At 42.9% G+C, this 23,438-nt stretch carries 20 protein-coding genes and 1 pseudogene; 1 reads left to right on the top strand and 20 read right to left on the bottom strand.

The annotated features are described in order from the left end of the window. Positions 1 to 6: 6 nt before the first annotated feature. The 6 genes from V470_02840 to V470_02815 all read right to left on the bottom strand — a co-directional run bounded on the left by V470_02840 (position 7) and on the right by V470_02815 (position 5,362). On the bottom strand, positions 7 to 774 hold the full coding sequence (locus V470_02840) for a dihydrodipicolinate reductase (protein ID AHZ47375.1): 768 nt from the start codon (positions 772 to 774) through the stop codon (positions 7 to 9). A gap of 264 nt (positions 775 to 1,038) precedes the next feature. Beyond that, entirely contained in the window at positions 1,039 to 1,887 is an 849-nt protein-coding gene (locus tag V470_02835; GenBank protein AHZ47374.1) for a hypothetical protein, read from the bottom strand. 2 nt (positions 1,888 to 1,889) lie between these two features. Continuing rightward, a complete protein-coding gene (locus tag V470_02830) occupies positions 1,890 to 2,264 on the bottom strand; it encodes a transposase (GenBank protein ID AHZ47373.1) in 375 nt (124 codons plus the stop codon). Positions 2,265 to 2,337: 73 nt separating this feature from the next. Next, positions 2,338 to 3,690, bottom strand: coding sequence for a phosphoglucosamine mutase (gene glmM, locus V470_02825; GenBank protein AHZ47372.1), 1,353 nt, complete (start codon positions 3,688 to 3,690; stop codon positions 2,338 to 2,340). 30 nt (positions 3,691 to 3,720) lie between these two features. After that, positions 3,721 to 4,518 (bottom strand): hypothetical protein, encoded by a 798-nt coding sequence (locus V470_02820; GenBank protein AHZ47371.1) that lies wholly within the window; start codon positions 4,516 to 4,518, stop codon positions 3,721 to 3,723. Then, positions 4,505 to 5,362 carry an ABC transporter permease gene (locus tag V470_02815; GenBank protein ID AHZ47370.1) on the bottom strand — a complete coding sequence of 286 codons (858 nt, stop codon included), beginning with the start codon at positions 5,360 to 5,362 and terminating at the stop codon, positions 4,505 to 4,507. Before V470_02815 ends, V470_02820 begins: the two co-directional genes overlap by 14 nt. A gap of 136 nt (positions 5,363 to 5,498) precedes the next feature. Between V470_02815 and V470_02810 the strand changes: the two genes are divergently transcribed. Continuing rightward, on the top strand, positions 5,499 to 6,467 hold the full coding sequence (locus V470_02810; protein ID AHZ47369.1) for a ferredoxin-NADP reductase: 969 nt from the start codon (positions 5,499 to 5,501) through the stop codon (positions 6,465 to 6,467). A gap of 31 nt (positions 6,468 to 6,498) precedes the next feature. Here the strand turns inward: V470_02810 and V470_02805 are convergent, their stop codons facing one another. The 14 genes and pseudogenes from V470_02805 to V470_10580 all read right to left on the bottom strand — a co-directional run bounded on the left by V470_02805 (position 6,499) and on the right by V470_10580 (position 23,304). Then, the gene (locus V470_02805) at positions 6,499 to 7,410 is read right to left on the bottom strand and encodes a sporulation protein (protein AHZ47368.1); all 912 of its coding nucleotides are present in this window, start codon (positions 7,408 to 7,410) and stop codon (positions 6,499 to 6,501) included. After that, positions 7,407 to 8,384 (bottom strand): hypothetical protein, encoded by a 978-nt coding sequence (locus V470_02800; GenBank protein AHZ47367.1) that lies wholly within the window; start codon positions 8,382 to 8,384, stop codon positions 7,407 to 7,409. Before V470_02800 ends, V470_02805 begins: the two co-directional genes overlap by 4 nt. After that, positions 8,381 to 9,271, bottom strand: a complete 891-nt coding sequence (locus V470_02795; GenBank protein ID AHZ47366.1) for an ATPase P — start codon at positions 9,269 to 9,271, stop codon at positions 8,381 to 8,383. The genes V470_02800 and V470_02795 overlap by 4 nt, the downstream gene beginning before the upstream one ends. A 51-nt stretch (positions 9,272 to 9,322) precedes the next feature. Next, complete coding sequence (locus V470_02790) at positions 9,323 to 9,703, bottom strand: regulator (GenBank protein AHZ47365.1); 381 nt, start codon at positions 9,701 to 9,703, stop codon at positions 9,323 to 9,325. A 9-nt stretch (positions 9,704 to 9,712) separates the two neighbouring features. Beyond that, positions 9,713 to 10,300: a GTP-binding protein gene (gene engB / locus V470_02785; protein ID AHZ47364.1), complete on the bottom strand. Its 588-nt coding sequence runs from the start codon at positions 10,298 to 10,300 to the stop codon at positions 9,713 to 9,715. Positions 10,301 to 10,308: 8 nt separating this feature from the next. Next, positions 10,309 to 11,541, bottom strand: a complete 1,233-nt coding sequence (locus V470_02780) for an ATP-dependent protease (GenBank protein ID AHZ47363.1) — start codon at positions 11,539 to 11,541, stop codon at positions 10,309 to 10,311. A gap of 31 nt (positions 11,542 to 11,572) precedes the next feature. Then, positions 11,573 to 11,743 carry a membrane protein gene (locus V470_02775; GenBank protein AHZ47362.1) on the bottom strand — a complete coding sequence of 57 codons (171 nt, stop codon included), beginning with the start codon at positions 11,741 to 11,743 and terminating at the stop codon, positions 11,573 to 11,575. After that, on the bottom strand, positions 11,743 to 12,249 hold the full coding sequence (locus V470_02770) for a dihydrofolate reductase (GenBank protein ID AHZ47361.1): 507 nt from the start codon (positions 12,247 to 12,249) through the stop codon (positions 11,743 to 11,745). Before V470_02770 ends, V470_02775 begins: the two co-directional genes overlap by 1 nt. Before the next feature lie 118 nt (positions 12,250 to 12,367). Beyond that, positions 12,368 to 13,042, bottom strand: coding sequence for a cytidylate kinase (locus tag V470_02760; protein AHZ47360.1), 675 nt, complete (start codon positions 13,040 to 13,042; stop codon positions 12,368 to 12,370). Positions 13,043 to 13,051: 9 nt separating this feature from the next. Next, entirely contained in the window at positions 13,052 to 13,558 is a 507-nt protein-coding gene (locus tag V470_02755) for a 30S ribosomal protein S15 (GenBank protein AHZ47359.1), read from the bottom strand. A gap of 324 nt (positions 13,559 to 13,882) precedes the next feature. After that, positions 13,883 to 14,848, bottom strand: a complete 966-nt coding sequence (locus V470_02750; protein ID AHZ47358.1) for a bactoprenol glucosyl transferase — start codon at positions 14,846 to 14,848, stop codon at positions 13,883 to 13,885. A gap of 1 nt (position 14,849) precedes the next feature. Beyond that, positions 14,850 to 15,869, bottom strand: a complete 1,020-nt coding sequence (locus V470_02745; GenBank protein AHZ47357.1) for a UDP-galactose-4-epimerase — start codon at positions 15,867 to 15,869, stop codon at positions 14,850 to 14,852. 134 nt (positions 15,870 to 16,003) lie between these two features. Continuing rightward, positions 16,004 to 17,119: a hypothetical protein gene (locus tag V470_10585; GenBank protein ID AJZ74446.1), complete on the bottom strand. Its 1,116-nt coding sequence runs from the start codon at positions 17,117 to 17,119 to the stop codon at positions 16,004 to 16,006. A 250-nt stretch (positions 17,120 to 17,369) separates the two neighbouring features. Beyond that, a pseudogene (locus tag V470_10580) lies at positions 17,370 to 23,304 on the bottom strand (peptidase M26). Positions 23,305 to 23,438: the final 134 nt, after the last annotated feature.

Genomic DNA, 23,438 nt, shown 5'->3' with positions numbered 1-23,438 from the left:
TTAATCTCATAATAAGTGTTCTAATCCATAGACAAGCTCATGACGCTTGACAACTTCTTTGATTCCCAAATTGACCCCTGTCATGAAGGAGCTGCGATCATAGGAGTCATGACGGAGGGTCAATCCTTCTCCCTGATTGCCAAAGATAACTTCTTGATGAGCTACTAAGCCTGGCAAACGAACTGAGTGGATCCGCATGCCATCAAAATCAGCACCACGGGCACCAGCAATCAATTCTTCCTCATCAGGCGCACCTTGCTGGATCGACTCTCGCACTTCCGCAATCAGCTCAGCCGTTTTAATGGCTGTTCCGCTCGGAGCATCTTTTTTCTTGTTATGATGGAGCTCGATAATCTCCACATTTGGGAAATATTTGGCAGCCTGGGACGCAAATTGCATAAGCAAGACAGCCCCCAAGGCAAAGTTAGGAGCAATCAAACCACCCAAATCTTGTTCACGGGAAAATGCTTTTAGTTCTGCAATTTCTTCACTAGTGAATCCTGTTGTTCCTACGACAGGAGCAAAGCCATTTTCAAGAGCAAAGCGTGTATTTTCGTAGGCGACAGCTGGTGTAGTAAAATCTACCCAAACATCCGCTTCAAAACCAGCCAAGTCAGCCTTATCATTGAAGACAGGAATTCCCTGCCATTCTGACTCAGACTCAAAAGGATCCAAAACTGCGACCAAGTCCAATTCTGGATCAGCCAAGACCATCTGACAAGCAGCCTGGCCCATCTTTCCCTTAAAACCGGCAATAATTACTCGAATACTCATCTCTACTCCTGTCTAAGATACAAAGCCTGTAAGAACACAAAGTGAAAATAGGAGTTCTAATCAAGGAGTGTCTACTCCTTGGAAGAACTATCTTTTTCACACAGGGTTCCAGGCGTGTTCAATTATCAAGATACAAAGGACGTTAGCTGCCCATGAAAAATAGGGAATGGCGCTGACTTTCCATGAAAGGCAGGACAGGCATCTTTTTTCAAGAGGCAGGTAGGCCGTGTTCAATTTCTAAGATACAAAGTCTGTAAAATCAATTTAGAGGATTGGTGTATAGCTCAAGGCGATACTACCTTCTCCAAGGTGGGTCCCAATGACACTACCAAAAGTTTCAATTGGAATTTCAGCAGTCACACCACTCTCCATCAAAAGCTGACGTAAATCCGCTGCCTTTTGAGGAGCGTTCCCATGAATGACTGTTATACGGTAGTTCCCATCTTTTGTCAACTCCTTGATGATTTCCACCAAACGTTTGATTGCCTTCTTTTCTGTACGAACTTTTTCGTAAACTTCAATCACTCCTTGGTCATTAAAGTAAAGGATAGGCTTGATACTGAGGAGATTCCCTAAGACGGCTGCCCCATTTGACAAACGTCCTCCCTTAACCAAGTGGTCGAGATCATCTACTATGATAAAGGCTGAATTATCAGCAATTTGAATCCCCAACTTCTCCTGAATCTGGGCAAAATCATCGCCTTGTTCTGCCCATTCAAAGGCACTCTCTACCATAAATCCTATAGGGGAACTTGTGATATGGGTATCTGGAAAGGCAATGGTCAAGCCATCATACTCATCCAACATGTATTGGATGTTCTGATAAAAGCCTGAAATTCCTGACGAAAGAAAGAGTCCTAAGACATGGGTATAACCCACGTCTTTCAAAGAACTAAGAATCTCATCCAATTTGGCAATACTTGGTTGACTAGTTTTAGGCAATTCTACAGACTGAGCCATTTTTTGATAAAATTCCTCAGCAGTCAGATTGACACCTTCGACATACTCCTCTCCATCGATATTGACAGGAATATCCAAGATAAAAAGATTCTCTCTTTGCAGCGTCTTCTCCTCTAAATAGGCTGAAGAATCTGTAATGACAGCTAATTTCATGACTAAAACTCCAAATTAATCCCTGGAAGATCCAAGGCGATTTCTGTTACTTCATACGTCAAACGATTGAGCATGTTCAAACATGGACGTGCCAAGGTTTCGACTTCTTCTTGGTTAAATTCGCTTGGTTCGTTGACAATGCGACCTTCCACATGGTTAACTTGAGAAATCGTTCCGCTGATGACAAATTTGTCAAAAACAATCATGAAACTCAAGATAACAACAAGCGAAGTTACTTGATTTTCTTGGTCATGTTGGAGCAACTGAAAGTTCACATCTACCTTGGTTTCAGGAGCTCCATTTTCATTTTCCCATTCAAAGTTACGAGCATCAAAGTGATACTGGCTAACAAATTCTTGTTCTCGTTTAAGATTCATTTTTCTCTCCCATTGCTACAATTTACTATGCAATTGTACCACATTTTTATCATTTCATCTAGTTTTCTAGGCTTTAGTCAATTCCGATTTCATCTTTAACAACAGCAGCAATTGTATCTACGTAGTAGTTAACTTCTTCTGTTGTTGGGGCTTCTGCCATGACGCGCAAGAGGGGTTCTGTTCCACTTGGGCGGACAAGGATACGACCGTTCCCTGCCATTTCTTCTTCCATCTTTTCGATGATCGTTTTAATGGCTGGCACTTCCATGGCTTTCTCTTTCATAGCATTTTCCACTCGGATATTGACCAGTTTTTGTGGGTAAATCGTCACTTCTGATGCCAGTTGAGACAAGCTCTTGCCTGTTTCTTTCATGATTTTAGTCAATTGGACAGCTGATAATTGACCATCACCAGTAGTGTTGTAATCCATTAAGATAACGTGACCAGACTGTTCACCACCAAGATTGTAGCCTGATTTTCTCATTTCTTCAACGACATAGCGGTCTCCAACAGCAGTCACTGCCTTGTTAATACCAGCACTTTCCAAGGCCTTATGGAAACCAAGGTTAGACATAACGGTTGTCACGATGGTGTTTTGAGCCAACTGGCCTTTTTCAGAAAGGTATTTTCCGATGATGTACATGATCTTATCACCATCGACGATCTCGCCATTTTCATCGACAGCAATCAAGCGGTCACTATCTCCGTCAAAGGCCAAACCAATAGCTGACTGGCTTTCTTTGACCACTTCTTGAAGAGCTTCTGGATGTGTAGAACCCACATTCAAGTTGATGTTAAGACCATCTGGTGTCTCACCGATAACAGTTATTTGAGCCCCAAGGTCTGCAAAGATTTGACGAGCACTCGTAGACGCTGCACCGTTTGCTGTGTCCAAGGCCACTTTCATTCCTTCAAGAGGAGTTCCAGTTGAAACAAGGTAGCCTTCATACTTACGTAAACCTTCTGGATAGTCCACTAAGGTTCCCAAGCCTTCGGCACTTGGACGAGGAAGGGTGTCTTCTGTAGCATCCAACAAGGCTTCGATTTCTGCTTCTTTTTCATCATCAAGTTTGAAACCATCCCCACCAAAGAATTTAATTCCATTATCAAGGGCTGGGTTGTGACTTGCGGAAATCATGACACCTGCACTGGCTCCCTCAGTTTTAACCAAGTAAGCTACTGCTGGTGTTGCAAGAACACCGAGTTTGTAGACGTGAATCCCTACAGAGAGAAGACCTGCCACTAAGGCTGATTCTAACATTTCTCCTGAGATACGTGTATCACGTCCTACAAAGACTTTAGGGGCTTCTGTTTCGTGTTGGCTAAGAACATAACCACCAAAACGTCCCAGTTTAAAGGCCAATTCTGGCGTCAGTTCTACGTTTGCTTCTCCACGGACTCCATCGGTCCCAAAATATTTACCCATTTTATTTATCATCCTTTTCTACTATTTTATTTAGTCCTGTTTAGACGAGTCTGGTTTCGTTTCTGAACTCGTTGAAGACGAACTGCTGGTTGAAGAGCCCGTTGACGAGGTCGTTGACGAAGAACTCGAGCTAGACGATACTGTTTTGGTTGTAATTTTCATTGTAGTGTCAAATGGCATAATGACGCTTGGTAGGACATTCCCATTTTTATCAACTGCTTGTAGTGGAACAGAGGCCGAGTAGTTACCTGTTATCCGTTCACTCGTCGGCAAGATGGCAATGACACGATCTACTCTAGAGAGAGTTTCCTCGTCACTAATAACCGTTACTTTTTCATCTGACACAGTGACTGTATCAATTTTCACACGAGAATCAATCTGACTAGGGTCAATCTCCGGCACAACGATTACATTATCTCGTTTTGCTTTTTTGCCGACCTTGACTGTTATCTTTTGCGGTGTCGCAACAGCCGTCAAACCACTTGGTAAATTTTCAATGGTTAGAGGAACTTCGATGGTTCCTACACTGGCATTGGTTAAGTCAGCTTTGACCTTGAATTTCCGAGTGCTTTCCTGCATTTCACTCGCCAAAGCAACTCTGTTTGACCCTGTCAGAAAGACCGTCACTTCAGATGTAAAACCACTGATAAAATACTGATCGCTGTCGTACTGAATATCGATTGGGACATTGAGTACCGTATTGGTATAGGTTTCTGTCCTCACCTGTCTGGCACTGTTGCTATTCTGATAGTTTGTTGAAGTCGCATAGATAAAGAGGATGCAGGCGAAAAAGAAGGAAGAAATAATATAAAGACTATTTTTTCTCATGTTTCAATCCTCCTAGCAAGCGCTCTTTCAGACCTTGTTTTTTCTCAGATGTTGGAAGCAAGATTCTTCTTAACTCCGATTCAAACTCTTCCAAGGTCAAATCATGCTTAAAGACTCCATTATAGGTGATTGAGATTCCTCCTGTTTCCTCTGAAACCACAAAGGTAAGAGCATCTGATACTTCTGACAAACCAATCGCTGCCCTATGACGTGTTCCAAACTCCTTGGAAATTCCTGTATTTTCAGTCAGGGGTAGGTAGGCTGAAGTTACGGCAATCCGATCTTCTCTGACAATGACCGCTCCATCGTGTAAGGGAGTATTGGGGATAAAGATATTAATCAATAACTCAGAAGAAATCTTAGCATCTAGAGGAATCCCAGTTGAGATATATTCCTGCAAGGTTCTCACGCGCTGCACCGCTACCAGAGCACCAATTTTACGGGGGCTCATGTACTCGACTGATTTGACAAAGGCACGAACCATTTGCTCTTCCGCACTAATAGGGGCATTGTAGAAGAAATCCGTAGCCCGGCCCAATCGTTCCAAACCAGTCCGAATCTCTGGTGAAAAAATAACCACCGCTGCGATAACCCCATAAGTGATGATCTGATTGATCAACCAGGAAATGGTCGTCAAACCAATCATATTGGACAGAATCTGACCTAAAATAAAGACCAGAACACCCCGCACCAATATCATGATTTTGGTCCCTGCAATCGCTTTGGTAAAATGATATAAAATATAAGTCACAATGAGAATATCAATCAGATTGGTGACTATTGTCCAAGGGCTTGAAAACAAACTCGTCCAGTATTGCAAATTGGATAATGGTTGAAAATTCATCCCTGGCCTCCTCCCTGTCAAAACACTTTCTGTACCATTATACCATTTTTTGCCCATTTTTTCCCTATCCTACCTCATTTTAAATTAAGCAAAAATATGATAAAATAAACTGACTAGAAAAAACAAAGGAGAAATCATGTCTCAACTCTATGATATTACTATTGTAGGTGGCGGTCCTGTTGGGCTCTTTGCTGCCTTTTACGCCCACCTACGCCAAGCCAAAGTCCAAATCATTGACTCTCTTCCCCAGCTCGGTGGTCAACCAGCCATCCTCTACCCTGAAAAGCAAATCCTTGATGTGCCAGGTTTTCCAAACTTAACTGGGGAAGAGTTGACCAATCGCTTGATTGAACAGCTAAACGGCTTTGACACACCTGTTCACCTCAACGAAACCGTTCTTGAGATTGAGAAACAAGATGAAGGATTTAGCATTACAACCAACAAGGGAAGCCACCTGACTAAAACCGTCATCATTGCCATGGGTGGTGGTGCCTTTAAACCGCGTCCGCTCGAATTAGATGGCGTCGAAAACTATGAAAATATCCACTACCACGTTTCCAACATCCAGCAATACGCTGGTAAGAAAGTGACCATCCTTGGTGGAGGGGACTCAGCAGTTGACTGGGCATTGGCTTTTGAAAAAATCGCCCCAACTACTCTCGTTCACCGTCGAGATAACTTCCGCGCCTTGGAACACAGTGTGCAGGCTCTTCAAGAATCATCTGTGACTATCAAGACACCATTCGTTCCTAGCCAACTCCTTGGAGATGGAAAAACACTTGATAAACTGGAAATCACAAAAGTCAAATCGGATGAAGCCGAAACGATTGAGGTAGACCACCTCTTTGTCAACTACGGCTTTAAGTCTTCTGTCGGAAATCTTAAAAAATGGGGTCTGGATCTCAACCGACACAAGATTATTGTCAATAGCAAGCAAGAATCTAGCCAAGCAGGTATCTATGCCATCGGGGACTGCTGCTACTATGAAGGTAAGATCGATTTAATTGCGACAGGACTGGGTGAAGCTCCAACAGCTGTTAACAATGCCATTAACTACATTGACCCTGACCAAAAAGTACAACCCAAACACTCGACCAGTTTATAATAAAAGAACCACGAATCAACGATTCGTGGTTTTATAGTTCATCTGCTATCTTGTTTATTTTTCTAAGTCTGTGATTGACGCCACTTTTGGTTAGGGGATTGCTCAGACTATCTGCCAACTGCTGGATAGAGTAGTCTGGATGCTGAATCCGCAACTGTGCTACCTCTTGCAAATCCACGGGTAAATTTTCCAAACCCATTCTATCTTTGATTTTACTGATATTATTGATGGTCTTCATACTAGCAGAAACCGTTCGAGCAATATTAGCTGTCTCGGCATTATTAGCCCGATTGAGATCATTACGGGTTTCACGCAAAATCTTGACGCGCTCAAAATTATCACGCGCCTGCATAGCCCCAATTACGATCAAGAAATCCATGATGTCCTCTGCACGTTGGAGATAGGTGACTGCACCTTTCTTTCGCTCAATAACCTTGGCATCCAGTAAAAATTGCTGGAGGAGAGAGGCCAGTCCTTGGGCATGGTCCAGATAAACGGAACTGATCTCCAACTGGTATTTGCCAGACTCCGGATCGCGAATACTACCATTTGCAAGAAAGGCCCCACATAAGTAGGAACGACCTGCTTCTTCATCTGCTAAAATATCAGGATCAATGCCTGTCTCCAAACCAAAGAAGGAATCCGCAAGTCGCAAATCAGCTAAAAGCTCCTGCACCCTCTCATCTGTATAGACCGTATAGACACGATTCTTACGAAGATTGCTTCTCTGATGGTGTCGAATCTCAGACTTAATCTCATAAAAATGGAGAAAGGACTCATAGAGATGCCGAGCCAACTTGGCATTTTCAGTCACAACAGACAAGGTCAGGCCAGAAGTCGAGAGACCGATGCTACCAGACATCTTGATAATGGCCGATAGTTCATAACGACTGAGATGGTGTTGACCAAGAATTTCTTCTTTTACTGCTACTGTGAAACTCATTTTCTCACCTGTATAATGCGCATCAATTCGTCTACAATCAAATCGCCATCATGGAAGGCTCCTCCATTTTCCAAACGAAGGAAGTTGGATGAAATCACACGAGGAACCTGCTTACAAAGACCAGCAAAGTCATGCTCTACCTGAACCAAATATTCATCAAAACGGTTGGTATCCATGTATTCTCTAGGAACCTTCTCGATATTAACCAAGACCGTATCAATAAATGGCCGACCTAAGTGTCGATGGAGGACTTCTACGTGGTCACTGTCTGAAAAGTACTCTGTTTCCCCACGCTGGGTCATGATATTGCAGACATAGGCGATCTCAGCCTTAGTCTCCAAGAGAGCCTGCCCAATCTCCTCAATGACAATATTGGGCAAAATCGATGTAAAGAGAGAACCAGGCCCCAAGACAATCATATCACTCTCGAGAATGGTATTGACTACTCGACGGCTAGCTTGCGGTGTTTCATCATCCAAGGTATTGGTCACATAGACATGATCGATCATGCCTGGATGATCTGCAATGTGGCTCTCACCTGCCACCTCAGAACCGTCTTTAAAGACTGCATGCAGTGTCAAAGGCTGATCGCTTGAGGGGTAGATTTTTCCTGTTGTGTGAAAGAACTTACTGAGTAGTTGCATAGCATTGTAGGTAGATCCTTGCATTTCAGAGAGCCCTGCTATGATGATATTCCCCAGTGGATGACCCGCAAAAGCTCCAGCCTCTTCTGAGAAACGGTACTGAAAAACCTTCTCATAAAATTTAGGCATATCCGACATGGCTACCAGAACATTGCGAAGATCACCTGGTGGTGTCAGCTGTTGGATATTCTTTCTTAGTTCACCAGAAGATCCACCATCATCAGCTACCGTTACGATGGCTGCGATCTCAACATCCTTTTCTCGCAAGCTTTTCAAAATGACGGGGATACCAGTTCCTCCACCAATTACCGTTATCTTTGGTTTTCTCATGAACGGTTTACCGTTTCCTTTCTTCTGTCTTTGTCACGATGGCTTTCATTGACAGGCCAGTTTTTAGCAAGGTCCTCAGCTATGCGTTTGGCAAAGGCAACACTACGGTGTTGTCCACCTGTACACCCTACTGCAATGGTTAAAACAGACTTGCCTTCTTTTTTGTAACTTGGCAAAATGGGTTCAATCAAGGCGAGTAAGTGCTGATAGAAACTTTCAGACTCTTCATGATTCATCACATAGTCATAAACTGCTTGATCCTCACCTGTCTGATTCCGGAGTTCAGGGAGGTAGTAGGGATTTGGCAAGAAACGGACATCAAAGACCAAATCTGCATCGATTGGGATTCCATATTTAAAGCCAAAAGACATGACCTCGATACGGAAAGACTGGGCTTGTTCTTGGTCTGAAAATTGCTCAGCAATGGTTTTACGCAGTTCACGCGGAGTGAGTTCTGTCGTATCCACCACATTTTGACTCATGTTTTTCAAAGGTGCTAAAAGTTCACGTTCCAGCTTGATGCCGTCCAAAATCCGACCATCAGCAGCTAGAGGGTGACTTCGTCTAGTTTCCTTATAGCGTGCCACCAATTCCTTATCTGCTGCGTCTAAAAAGAGAATTTTGAAGTCCAAATCGTCTTGGTTTTCCAATTCATCCAAAACAGCCTGAATCTCTGAAAAGAAGGAACGGCTCCGCATATCGACTACCAAGGCCAGTTTGTGGTCATCATCCTTGGTCTCTACCAACTGCAAAAACTTTGGCAAGAGGGCTGGTGGCATATTGTCAATAGTGAAATATCCCAAATCCTCGAAGGACTGAATGGCTACTGTTTTCCCTGCACCACTCATACCTGTCACAATCACCAGGTGAAGTTGTTTCTTTGTCATCTATCTCTCCTTATATCAAAAAAAGTTTGGCAGAGCCAAACTTCAACTAGCTTATCCAATCTCTGCGATCACTTCAATTTCGACTTTTACATCACGAGGAAGACGTGCAACCTCTACAGCTGAACGAGCTGGAAATTCCTCTTTAAAGGCAGTCTGGTAAACCTCGTTAAAAGGAACAAAGTCATTCATATCGCTCAAGAAACAAGTTGTTTTGACAACATGGTCAAAGTCTGTTCCTGCTTCAGCCAAAATAGCGCCGATATTTTTCAAGACTTGTTCTGTCTGTTCTTGGATCGTTTCTCCTACAATTTCTCCAGTTTCAGGAGATAGGGGAACTTGACCGCTAGCAAACAAAAGATTGCCAACGATTTTCCCTTGAACATAAGGTCCGATTGCTTTTGGAGCTTTGTCTGTATGAATTGTTTTTGCCATTTCTTTCCCTCACAATTTTTCTAATATTGCGTCCCAAGCCTGATCCATCCCTGCCTTGCTGACAGATGAAAAGAGGATGAAGTCGTCACTGGGGTCAAAGTTTAATTTCTTTTTGATTGCTGATTCGTGCTTATTCCACTTACCACGAGGAATCTTGTCTGCCTTGGTCGCAACGATGATAACCGGAATCTCATAATACTTGAGAAATTCGTACATCTGCACATCATCTGCTGACGGGTCGTGGCGGAGATCCACCAGACTGACCACGGCACGGAGATTTTCCCGAGTGGTCAAATACTCCTCAATCATGCGCCCCCATTTTTCACGTTCCTTTTTAGAAACGCGGGCATAGCCATAACCTGGTACATCCACAAAACGCATCTTGTCATCAATGTTAAAGAAGTTGAGCAACTGGGTCTTCCCAGGTTTCCCTGATGTACGGGCAAGATTCTTGCGGTTGAGCATGGTGTTGATAAAGCTAGATTTACCGACATTTGAACGCCCTGCAAGGGCGATCTCTGGCAGGTCATCCTGCGGATAGTGGGACTTGTTTGCCGCACTGAGCAGGATTTCAGCATTGTGTGTATTGATTTCCATAGTCACCTCTAGGCTGTTTCTAGGATGGGTTTTTCCGTTCCATCGACAGCTTCTTTGGTGATGCGGACCAATTTCACATTTTCTTGACTTGGCACTTCAAACATAACGTCTAGCATGGTTTCTTCGATGATTGAGCGAAGACCACGCGCACCAGTTTTGCGTTCAATAGCCTTATTGGCGATTTCCTGAAGGGCTTCATCGTCAAATTCCAATTCAACATCATAATAAGAAAGCAAGGTTTGGTATTGTTTGACCAAGGCGTTTCTTGGCTCTTTCAAGATGCGAACCAAGTCATCGACTGTTAATTGCTCAAGAGCTGCAAAGACTGGCAAACGTCCAATCAACTCTGGAATAATACCGAATTTTTGAATATCTTCCGCGATGATTTCTTGCATGTAAGAGCTGTTTTCATCAATCGCTTTATTATTTTGGCCGAAACCGATAACTTTTTCACCCAGACGTTGTTTAACGATTTCTTCGATGCCATCAAAAGCACCACCCACGATGAAGAGGATATTCTTGGTATCTACCTGAATCATCTCTTGTTGCGGGTGTTTGCGTCCACCTTGAGGCGGTACGCTAGCGACAGTTCCCTCGATAATCTTGAGAAGGGCTTGTTGCACTCCTTCACCAGAAACGTCACGTGTGATAGACACATTCTCGCTCTTCTTGGCAATTTTGTCAATTTCATCCACGTAGATAATCCCACGTTCTGCACGTTCGATGTTAAAGTCAGCAGCCTGCAAGAGTTTGAGGAGGATGTTTTCCACGTCCTCACCTACATAACCAGCCTCAGTCAGAGCTGTCGCATCTGCGATAGCAAAAGGCACGTTCAAGCTCTTAGCCAAGGTCTGGGCCAAGAAAGTTTTCCCAGAACCAGTTGGGCCAATCATCAAAATGTTTGACTTCTGCAAATCCACATCTTCTGACTCTTCACGCGTATCGTGGAAATTGATGCGTTTGTAGTGGTTGTAAACTGCCACTGCCAAGGCACGTTTGGCACGATCCTGACCAATCACATAGTGGTTCAAGATATGGAGGAGCTCGATTGGTTTTGGTACTTCAGACAAGTCTGCCAAAACTTCCTCGGCCAACTCCTCCCGAATAATTTCCTGGGCCAACTCCACACATTCATTACAGATAAAGGCGTTGTTCCCAGCGATTATTTTCTTTACTTCTTCTTGGCTTTTGCCACAAAATGAGCAATAAACCATCATATCATTTTTCCTATTTGTAGGCATGAGTTCCTTCCATTCTAATTTATCATTCTATCTAAAATAAGGTCATATAAAAAGCGTGGACACTGTTTACCAGATTGGTAAAAGCATTCAACCAGAGTAAGGCAGACAGTCCATAGCGCTTCTTACGAAAAGCCTGTGCTCCCGCCAAAATACAGATTACGCACAAAAAGGCTGTAAAAAATCCAAATATACTGCGCTCCATTAGACTTCCTTTCTCTTTCGGTATTGGATGGTAAAATCATAGTCATTTTTCTCATCTCGGGTATAGGATTTACTTGCGACTGTCTCAAAAAGAGACAAGTCAAAATCCTCAGGGAAATAGGTGTCTCCCTCCACCTGAGCATGAATCTGTGTCACAATGATTTCATCTAAATAGGGCTCAAAAGCCTGAAAAATCTGCTTTCCGCCAAGGATGTAGAGATTTTTTTCCTGACTCTGATACCACGCTAAAACAGATTTCACATCTTGAAATACGAGTGCCCCATCTATGACTTCTTCGCTATTGCGCGTTAAAATCAGGGTTTGACGTTTTGGAAGCAGACGACGTCCCATGCCATCAAAGGTCACTCGCCCCATCAGTATAGCATGATTTAAAGTTGTTTCCTTAAAATGTTGCAACTCTGCTGGCAAATGCCAAGGGAGACGATCTTCCTTCCCAATCACACCTTTTTCATCTTGGGCCCAAATGGCTATGATTTTCTTTGTCATGCTTCCGTCCTTTTTATTGATACTACTATTTTATCAAAATTCTCCCAAAAAGGCTGTTTTGAAACGCGCGCAAAAGAGAGAAAAGGAGCAGGCTTCATTTAGCCTGCTCCTCTCGTCCCTAGGACATATATTTTTTTGCTTCTGATTCGATTTTTTCGACTACTTCTTGGATACTCAATCCAGTTGTGTCGAGGTAAACTGCGTCTTCTGCTTGTTTGAGAGGTGAGGTTTCACGATGACTATCTTTGTAATCACGTGCCGCAATCTCTTCTTTCAGAGTTTCCAGGTCCGTCTCAATACCTTTAGCAATATTTTCCTTGTAACGACGCTCTGCTCTTTCTTCAACAGATGCTACTAGGAAAATCTTGAGTTCAGCTTGTGGTAAAACAACTGTCCCGATATCACGTCCATCCATGACAATACCACCTTGCTGGGCAATCTTCTGTTGGAGAGAGACCAGTTTCTCACGCACTTCTGGAATAGCCGCAATGCTTGAAACCTGGTTGGTCACTTCATTTTCACGAATCGGATGCGTAATATCAACATCCCCTACAAAAACAAGTTGCTCACCTGTTTCTGAACGACCAAAACTAATGGGGTGTTGGTTAAGAAGCTCAAGAAGTTGGTCTACATTTCCTGCATTCAACTGGTGTTTGAGCGCTATATAAGTCGCAGCACGGTACATAGCACCTGTATCGAGATAAGTATAACCAAAATCCTTAGCGACAATCTTTGCGACCGTACTCTTGCCACTCGAAGCTGGACCATCGATAGCAATTTGAATTGTCTTCATGACCGACTCCTATCTTGTCTTAATCACATCACCTGGATTGGCAAACCAAGATCCAGATGACATGTGAGAAGGATTTAGAGCCTCTAGCTGGGCAATGGAAATCCCTGCACGCTGAGCAAGAGCTGCCTCTCCCTCTCCAGGCTGTACTGTAAGTGTTCCTTCACCCTCTGCATGTTCTTCCGAACTGCTTTCTGAAGGTGTTGATTCAGAAGAAGATGTTTCCTCTACCTTGCTACTTGAAGATGATGATGCTTCCACTTTAGAACTTGAACTTGTAGAAGGAGACGATGCATCATAGAAGTCCTTCAAAGATGAAGTACGATTGCTTCCTCCGGTTGATAGGTAAATCAATACAACTACCATCGCTACAACGATTACAAAGAAGAGGCTGGCTAGAACCGTTAAGACACGATTCGCAACAACGCCTTTCCCTTTTTGTTTCCGGTGTCGACGCTCTGATCTTGTTTCTTCCTCATTGTTTTCGTAAATATCTTCTTGCCACGGTTCTTTTTCCATACCTTACTCCTTGTTTTTTTTACATTTTCTTATTACAATATAAATATGAAAGTCACACTTATACCCGAACGGTGCATTGCCTGCGGGCTTTGCCAAACCTATTCTGAACTCTTTGATTACCATGATAATGGAATCGTTCGATTTTACGATGATCCAGTTGAATTGCAAAGAGAAATCGCTGAGACCAGCGATGTTCTGGAGGCCATCAAAAATTGTCCTACAAGAGCACTTCTAAAAGATCCATCGTAGGAAGCAGGGAATAAATATAATTGATTTTTTCTCATTTTTCCCACACTTACTAGTTTAGCATATTTCTAGGTAAAATTATAGTCTTTTTTGGTTATTTTTTCCTTCAATAACAGAAAGGTCACTTTTTTCTTTGACGAGATAGAGTGGTCTTTTTTTGGTTTCTAGATAAATCTTACTAATATACTTACCGAGAATCCCAATCGTCAGGAGTTGAATCCCTCCAAGAAAGAGAATGACAGCCATCAAAGACGTCCAACCAGATGTCGGATTTCCCAGAATAAGAGTCCGAAACACTACAAAAACAGTCATCACAAAAGAAAGAAAACAAGATAGGAGTCCCGCTACAAAAGCTATACTCAAGGGAAAATCTGAAAAGTTAAGAATCCCTTCAATCGAGTAGAAAAAGAGTTGTCTAAAACTCCAACTGGTCTTGCCAGCCTGTCGTTCAACGTTTGGATAGTCCAGATAGTGCGTTTTAAAACCCACCCAGGCAAAGAGTCCTTTAGAAAAACGATTGGATTCGGTCAGGGTTAAAATAGCATCTACTACAGACCTTCTCATCATGCGAAAATCACGGACACCTGAGGGCAAGGCTACTGGGCTAATTTTTTGCATGAGGCGGTAAAAGAGGTTCGCACAGAGACTACGGAAAAAGGGTTCTCCCTCCCGACTAGTTCTCCGTGTCCCAACACAGTCTAAGTCTGCATTCTGGTCTAGTAAGGCCTTCATCTCAAGTAGCATACTAGGAGGATCCTGAAGGTCTGCATCCATCACGACCACCAAGTCTCCAGTTGCATGCTGCAAGCCTGCGTATAAGGCTGACTCTTTCCCAAAATTTCGTGAGAATGAGACATAACGGACCGCAGGATTTTGCTCCCGATAGGTCTTTAAAAGCTCTAAAGTCCCATCGCTTGAGCCATCGTCTACAAAGACATATTCGACCTCTGCTCCCAAGTCAGGAAGCAGAGCTTCCACAGACTGATAAAAAAGAGGAAGTACTTCCTCTTCGTTTAGACATGGGACAATGATTGAAATCATCATCTTAGTCTTCAAATCCATTTGGATGCTTGCTTTGCCAACGCCATGCGTCTTCACACATTTGGGCGATGTCGAGTTCTGCTTTCCAGCCCAGTTCTGCTTTGGCTTTTGCTGGGTCTGAGTAGCAGGTAGCTATATCACCTGGGCGGCGTTCTACGATGCGGTAAGGAATAGGACGTCCCACTGCTTTTTCCATGTTTTGGATAATTTCAAGAACGGAGTAACCTTTACCAGTTCCAAGGTTATAAACATTAAGACCTGAACCTTTTTGAAGCTTTTTCAAAGCTGCAACGTGACCTTTAGCTAGGTCTACGACGTGGATATAGTCACGAACACCGGTTCCATCTTCTGTATCGTAATCATCTCCAAACACTTGTACTTGTTCTAGTTTGCCCACTGCTACTTGTGAAACATAAGGCAAGAGATTGTTTGGAATTCCGTTAGGATTTTCTCCCAAGTCACCGCTCTCATGTGCTCCGATTGGGTTGAAGTAACGCAGCAAGACCACATTCCATTCTGAGTCTGCCTTGTAGATATCGGTCAGAATTTCCTCTAGCATAAGCTTGGTACGACCGTATGGATTGGTCACTGAAAGTGGGAAATCTTCTAAGATTGGAACAGTGTGAGGATCTCCGTAAACTGTCGCCGAAGAACTGAAGATGATGTTCTTACAGTTATTTTCTTCCATGGCTTTTAGAAGGCTGACAGTTCCTGCGATATTGTTGTCATAGTAGGTAAGAGGGATACGGGTTGATTCACCAACAGCCTTCAAACCCGCAAAGTGAATGACACCAGTCGGTTCTTCCTGCTTGAAAATATCTCTGAGTGTATCTGTGTCACGGATATCTGCCTCATAAAAAGGAATCTCAACTCCTGTGATTCTTTCAACAACTTCTAAACTTTTACGATTGCTATTGACAAGATTATCCACCACAACCACTTGATGACCTGCTTGGATCAACTCAATAACAGTGTGGGTTCCGATAAATCCAGCACCACCAGTTACCAAAATCTTTTCTTGCATCTTTCTTCCTCGATTCTCGGATTATTTTTTCTTATTTTATCATTTTTGATAGGGAATGTCATTTGACATCCTAAACTACCTGCTAAAATTTCAGTAAAATGCTTATACTCTTCGAAAATCAAATTCAAACCACGTCAGCGTCGCACTCGTTCTCGAGTGTAGGGTTCTGCTACCGTCGTGGTAACATCCTTTTCTTCGACGTTTAAGCTCGGAACTTCGTGCACTGGAGCGTTTGTTGGTTTGTCACTAACAGACTCCCCTGGGCTTGGTTTTGTAGGAGAAGGGACCTTGCTTCCGACTTTTCTAATCTCAGAAGTCGGCTCAGTCGTTACCTGATTGGAAACCTCCTCTGTATGGATCACCTGACCATTTAAAAGGTAGCTGCGGGTCACGATGGTACGACTACCATTTTTCCCTGCCTGAATCACCTCAGTTTGACCTTGCGGCAAATCAGCTGCCTCTACTTCCTCCACTTGGAAAGGAATAATCTCTGTACGACTCGTTTCTTTACTATCAACCTTTAACTCTGGTTGTTCAAAGACAGGAGCTTCACTTGGTTTCTGAGCACGATACTCTTCCTGCGCTTGGCTTCCGTTTGAAGTTTGAACTGGAGTATCAATAGGAGCCGAATGATTCAACTCTTTCTTGCCATCAACTGGAGAGTTTACTTCTTTTTGAGATTTCAAATAGCCTACATATTGGTAGCCTTCAATCGTAAGTGGGGATTGCAATGTTTCCCCGACCTGTACAGTCAATTCCTGATTATAGTCTGCCAGCATTTGATTTGTCAAAGCCAAGGAAGTTGGCGCAATCAGCTGACTTCCTAGACTGGTCAAAAGCATGAATGAAGCAAGTTTCTTGCGATCATCTCTACCCAGTTTAATCGCTACGACCAGTAGCACAATGCCTGCCCCTGCTGCAATTGAGCTAATAAGTTGGCTGTGACCAGTTGCAGGCAGCTGTCTCGTCGGACGATAAATCAAATAGTAAGTATCATCTGTTTCCTCAGCAAACTGTGGCAATTCTTTGACTACCAACTGCTTTTCTTGGTCCGTGAGCTCACTCTCTGTCACGTACTTATAGTGAATCTGTTTTGTGACGGATGGCGTCTGTTCACTGGCTGCTACATTTGCAAGAGAACCTCCTCCACTAAAAAGGTAGAAACCCCCTACCAAAGCAGAAACCAAACCAACCGAAACTTTTCTCAATGAAAAACGCTGGTGCTTTTCTCCTAAATAACTTCTTTTCATTCCTAATCTTTCCTTCATCATGATTTGAATCCCCTCTATTCTACCGAAATTTACTAGATTATTCAATTTATTTGCTATAAATAATAGCCACAAAAAACTGCTAATCTTTTCAGTTCATTTGCGCTTTCAAAATCCTTATCTTATCAGGTCTTGAATGCACAAACAAGATCAGGGAGAAATCACAGAAAAAATTCCTAGGTAGCCTTAAACCTAGGAATTTTTCAAATTTTAATCAAACAGAATCGTTTCCTTATTTCTTGAAAATAGACTGTCTGAAGTCGTCTGTCTCACGAATATAAGCGTTGTAAATCTTCTTCTTGAGCAGGTTAACCCAGCTAGCTTCGACACGGCTAGTAGCATTGGTAATGTTACGTACGTCCTCTGCCACGGCTGCGTCCATCAACTGCTGCATCTCTGCATAAGAACGAATGGTTACTTTCTTGGTACTGTTTGGATTTTTAAGCTCGTACTCAATGGTAATTGGCTTCAGCTTGGTCAGCTGATCAATCCGCTCTTGGTACATAGCTTTCTTGAAGGCTACCCAGGAATCATATTCGCCTTTGAATACATTTTCCAAGACTTTCTGATCCGTCACTAGACCAACATCTCTTCCAGACCATCCGTCCCACGTTTTCTTCCCTTCATCGAAAGCTTCCTGAGAGTACTGACCAGAAACATAAGGGACAAATCCGTCATGATAGCCCTTGGCTGCCAGTAATTCATAGGCTGTGCGACGGAACATAACGTCACCAGGTGCTCCATTTGGATTGCTCAAGGCTGAGTAAATCGGTGAGAAGAGGCTGAGACTGAGGTAGCCATTTCGGCCATATTTCCCACTTTCTTTATTCTCCCGACGAGTGATCACATCATTTTCAATCAGGGAGTCAAAGGTCTTCAGCTGCTTGATTTCTTCAGCAGTGAAGCTTCGCGTCTGGTTACCAGCGTGAGTCTCCTTACCATACTTATCTGTAATATAGTAATTCTCCATCTTCCTGAACCACTGTAACTTGGCAGCATCACTCTGCTTCAGCATAGAAGTACCTTCTAGATAGTCCAAGGTGTAGATCATGTCAAACATACCATGGACATAGTGTTGTAGGTCTGCTTCATTTTGAACACGTTCCTTGAAATTATAGGTATGCATACGTGTCTTAGAATCCTTATCCACCTTGAAGAGAGTATTGAGCGTAATGGTTGGTTCATCTGGGCTTGGCGAAGATTGCAAGAGTCCACGAGCATAGAGTTCCGCACCCAAGCCCTCACGACGACCATAACCTTCAAAGTAAATTGCACCGTCAGAGTTATGGGTCATCTCATGCGTGTAGACTGAGTTACCATAGTCTTCCAACAATTTAGCAGCATCAAAGTGAGTTACACTACCCGTAGCATAGGCATTATAGCCCTTGCTTGGATACCACTTGCCAGCTGGTCCAAAGAATTCCTGCATAGCCTGTGATTTTTTGTCATTAGCTGGAGCCCAATATCTTTGACCATTCTTGTCAACCAATGAGAATCCATCATAAACCAGAACCGAACGGAAGAGCTTGTCCTTGCTTTCTGGACTGAGAATCTTATACCAGAAATCATAATGGTCGCGCTGGTATTCAGCTGTTTTTCTCACTCTGTCTTCGACATATTCAACTAGTTCTGCGTCTGTGCGCACTCTGTTATTGGCATCCAGGCGGTAGCGATCATAAGCTCCCATTGAGATGGTAGACATATTGGAGATAGCATAGACACCTTTCTCTGTCATGGTCAAGAGTGGCAGGAGCATGCCCTTGTGTTCCCAATTATCTGCAGTAATCTTGCCGTACACACCGACAGAGTACTTGCTCTTGCCCTCGGCTGCATCCTGAAGCTGTCTCGCTTCTGCTACATCGGACTTAGCCTCAACGATGTAGGCTTTTGTATTGGTCTTGAGCCATTCATTATTGGTCTTGTATGGCAGGAAGAGCTGACGGTAGTCTTCAAGGTAATTGAATAGTCCTCGCTTGCCAGTTGCTTCAGAGAGTGAATTATCATACGCTGTATAGTTGTTCTTAGCCTTGAGATTCTCAAGTCCTGATTTCCCTAAAGCAATGATTGTATCAAGAACCGAAACGTCATTCTTACCGTAGAAATCCAACTTGTAAGCCGACAAGTCCTTAACATTAAAGTTGTCATAGTTGATATTGTACCAACGGTTAAGGTAAGTCAGACCCAATAGGAAAGCTTCTTTATCAGCCAGAATCTTCTTAACAAGATAATCCTTAACTACTTCTCCTTCAGTATTGATAGCCTTATCCATAGCCAGCACTTTGCGAAGCTCACCTGATAGCTTGCTTTTCACCTGCGTAAATGCAGTATCTAAGTATAGTTCATCCAAAGAAGTATCTGCGGCTACTCCGAGAGCTGTACGCATAGCTGGCGAATCAAGAACGACTTTGTTTAACTCTGGCAGGACTTGATTTAGAATACTTGTATAATCTGATACAAAGGCTTCTGGAGTATAAAGAAGGTCTAACCCCTTCATCCTATATTCAGCAATACCTTGGTTGACGAAATCTCCCTGATAAGATATTTCTAGATAGTCAATGGTATTGTCCATGTAGTGAAGCATCAAACGATTGATTGCTGTTTTATTGCTATGGATATCAGTGATAATCTGGTCACCCTTCATCGGAACAACATCCAGTAGGTACTCCTTGTTCAACTTATGTTCTTTCGGAATCTTGTTAGCAAACGAAACAATGGTTTCTTTATTGTAGAAAGGAAGCAGTTTCTCCACATTTGCATAAGAATATCCGCGGTCGAATTGAGCATTGTTTACCTCACCATAGTCGACATAACGCATATTTAGATTCGTGTCATCTAGGCTAGTCGTGATGTCCATAGCAGTCAGTTTTTCTTCCATTTCTTCTTGAGTAATAGTAGAAGTAACAAACTGATCGTTTTTCAAGGTTTCACTCTTGGCAACTTTATATGCTTGCGTAATGCGGTCGTTTTTATAGCCCTGATCCCCAGAAATACTGTAAACATTTGTACCACTGACATTGCTGATCACATTATCAACCAAACCATTAAAGTAGTTCGAGCCGACCACTCCACCGATTTGACCGTTAGTGGTTGCATTATATAGTTTTCCTGTCACATAAGATTTGGTAATTCGAGCATTGTTTTCTAGACGTCCAACCAAACCACCGATACGTTGTTCATTTGATCGAGCACCACTAACAATCGTTACATCTGCTTTACTTTGGCTAAGAAGAGACTCTCCTCCTTTAAGGTTTGCAACCAAACCACCTACATTATAAGCTTTGATGTGTTGACTGTTAGATAGGATGGTACCAGTAAAGGAACTATTGGTAATTTGCGTATTGGTTCCATTAACTACTAGACCCGCTACGTTAGAAGCGTTGCCTACTACCGATACTTTCCCCTGAACAGAAACATCTGTGATTCGAGCATTTTCCGCATTGCGTGCCAGCGCAGCCGAGTCATAGGTACCCACGATATTCACATTTTTAAAGTCTATATTGGTAATAGAAGACCCGTTCTTCATGTTTTCAAATAAAGGCTTGGCTAGATTATAAATAGCGTATTGCTTACCATTTTGACTACCTGTCAGACTACCTGTGAAGTTCCCTTTGAGGTAGACATAATCAGCAGGAGCTAGGTTGACCTCGCTCGCATCCAAATCAGCTCCCAACACATAATTTCCTGCCATATTTCGCTTCATAGCGTCTACCAATCCAGCAAAGCTGGTGTAGACATTTTGCTGACTTGGGACTGCCTTACTGATGTAAAAGTCGTGCCCAGACTTGTATCCTGTCTCACTTTCTTGGACGAGTTCAGGAAGGGCTACATTAACCTTATAGACTGCCTTGCCATCTTTCTCTGCTTCAGAAATGCTGTGAACTGGTAGGAGAATTTCCTTGGATTCGCTTGACTTGATTTTGACGAAGTAGGTAGACAGATCCGTAGGCATAGAGCTCATCGATACAAAGCGCTTGTATTGGTCATTTTCTTTATGATAAAACTCAACAGAATCAATATCACGGAAGGCAATCTTCTTGTATTCTAACTCAAAGTTACGACTGTCTGTCTCAAACTCAGTAAAACTGCCATTATCCAGTTCATAAGTCAACTTGGTTTTTAGAGTGTAGCCTGTGTAATAGTCTAGGTCGCCAATCTTCAAGCTACCAGCAAAGTTAGTAATCGGAAGAGTGCGAACCAGCTGATCTCCCTGGTACAATTCTGCAGTCGCTGAACGGAAGGATTTGGTCTGGTCTTCCAATCTATATTGGACTGTCACCGACTTATCATCAGCATTCTCAGTCAGACTTAGAATGGAAACAGTCGGCTTGACTTTAGGCACTCCATTTAGAGCTTCTTTGGCTGCTGTCAAGCTAACAAGAGCTTGGTTGACCTGTACTTGTGTAGCAGTCTGATTGTTCAAAACTCCCTCTGCCTTGGTCAATTCGTCAGTATAAGCTGTCTGCTTTTCTGAATCCGCATTCTTATATTTAACCGAAGTTTTAACTCTTGGATTTAAATCGTACTCAGTCTGAAGAGCAGTTTTGACAACCTCAAGACCACTTAATTGAGCCTTGGCTTGATTGATTTGTTCCACCAGTTGGTTGACTTCTGCTTGGCTGGCTTGGGATTGGCTCAGAATCGCTTGACCAGCCGTCAAAGCAGCATCATAGTTAGCTTGATGACTCTGACTATCGTTGAAATAACGGGCCTGAGCTTTAATCTGATCCGCTTCTGCCAAGAGATTATGCAGTGAAATTAAATCGAACTCCTCTAAAGCGTCTGCTTTCGGTGCATCATTTGGTACCATGCTTGGTTTAGCAGTTCCGACTTTGACGATCTGTGTTACGGGCGCCAAAGTTTCTTCATTAGATAACTCTTGGCGGTCGATTTCCTGACCATTGGAACTGTAGACTCGAGTCTTGATAGTTCGTTCGCCTTGGACACCCGGAGTTGCAATTTGGCGGGCATCTCGAACAAGCTCATCGGTTTCTTCTTCACGAATGCTAAAGTTGATTTTTTCAACGCTCGTGAACTGGTGCTGTTTCTGGAGTTGTGCCATATTCTGACAATTTCGGAACTTCGTGAACTGGAGTTTCTTTTGGTATCGAGTTAGTTGGAGCTGTTCCAACTAAAATAATTTCAGAAACAGGTTCAAGCGTCACTTGATCAGAAATCATTTCGCTTTTTACGATTTCTTGATTCTCATGATAATGACGAGTCACAACTGTACGTTGACCTCGAACACCTGATTGTATAACTTTTGATTGCCCTTGAGCCAATTCATCGGTATATTGGTATTTTGTCTGATAAGGAAGTTCATGAACTGACTCCTGCTCGCTAATTTTTAGCTCTGGCAAGTCATAAACGGTGCTTAGACGAGCAGACTCTCTCTCCTTAGCAGCTATAGCTTCTCTTTCTTCCTCAGTTAAATCATCCCCCTTATCCGAAACAATCTCTTTCATATCTAGATTTGTTTCACTTGGTTTTAGATCTCTTTCCTTCTCTTTCTCCAAGTCAAGTGCCGGATTTTCTTTCAGAGCAGAAGGAGCTAAATGACTATCATTTTGTTCTTCATTCTTTAAGTAACCGATATAATCGTAACCATCAATTTTCAATGGCGCTGGCAGTGCATCTCCAAGACCCAAGTTAAGACTTTGATTATATGCTGCAAGTTCGATATTCGTCACTGCTAAGACTGTTGGAGATAGCAGCATGGATCCCATTCCAGTTACCAACAAGAGCGAAGATAAATACCTCTTCCCATTTCTGCCTCTAACAACTACAAGCACTAGTAATGCAAGACCCATCGCTGTAAAAGTTGATTCCCAAAGGCCGGAGTGACCTGTCTTAGGCAATACTCCAGACGAATCCACATGAGTAGTCGGACGATAAACTAAGTAATAGGTCTCTGAAGCATCCTCAACATACTTTGGAATCTCCCTGATCAAGGCACTCTTCTCTACCTCCGTCAATTCAGACTCCACTACGTAGTGGTATTTAACCTGAGCAGACTGCTGACTTTGAATTTCTGCTGCTTTCACAGAAGTCAAGCCCCCAGCCATTTGCCCATTCAAAAAGAAGCTTCCAATAGTCGCCGAAACGAGCCCAACGGACAACTTTCGGAAAGAGAAACGCTGTCGTTTTTCTCCATAAAATTGATGTTTCATTCTCAAAATTTCCTCTTCAATATATTATTCAATCCTTTCTATTCTACCTGATTTCACTTGATTATTCAAATTATTTGTCGCGATTTTTAGAAGCAACACATGCTTTTGAAAAGTACCGAAAAACGACTCCTCTT

Origin of the sequence: Streptococcus sp. VT 162 (assembly GCA_000688775.2) — a bacterium.
In the GTDB taxonomy this organism is placed as follows: domain Bacteria; phylum Bacillota; class Bacilli; order Lactobacillales; family Streptococcaceae; genus Streptococcus.
This window is presented reverse-complemented; position numbering and strand designations above follow the sequence as displayed.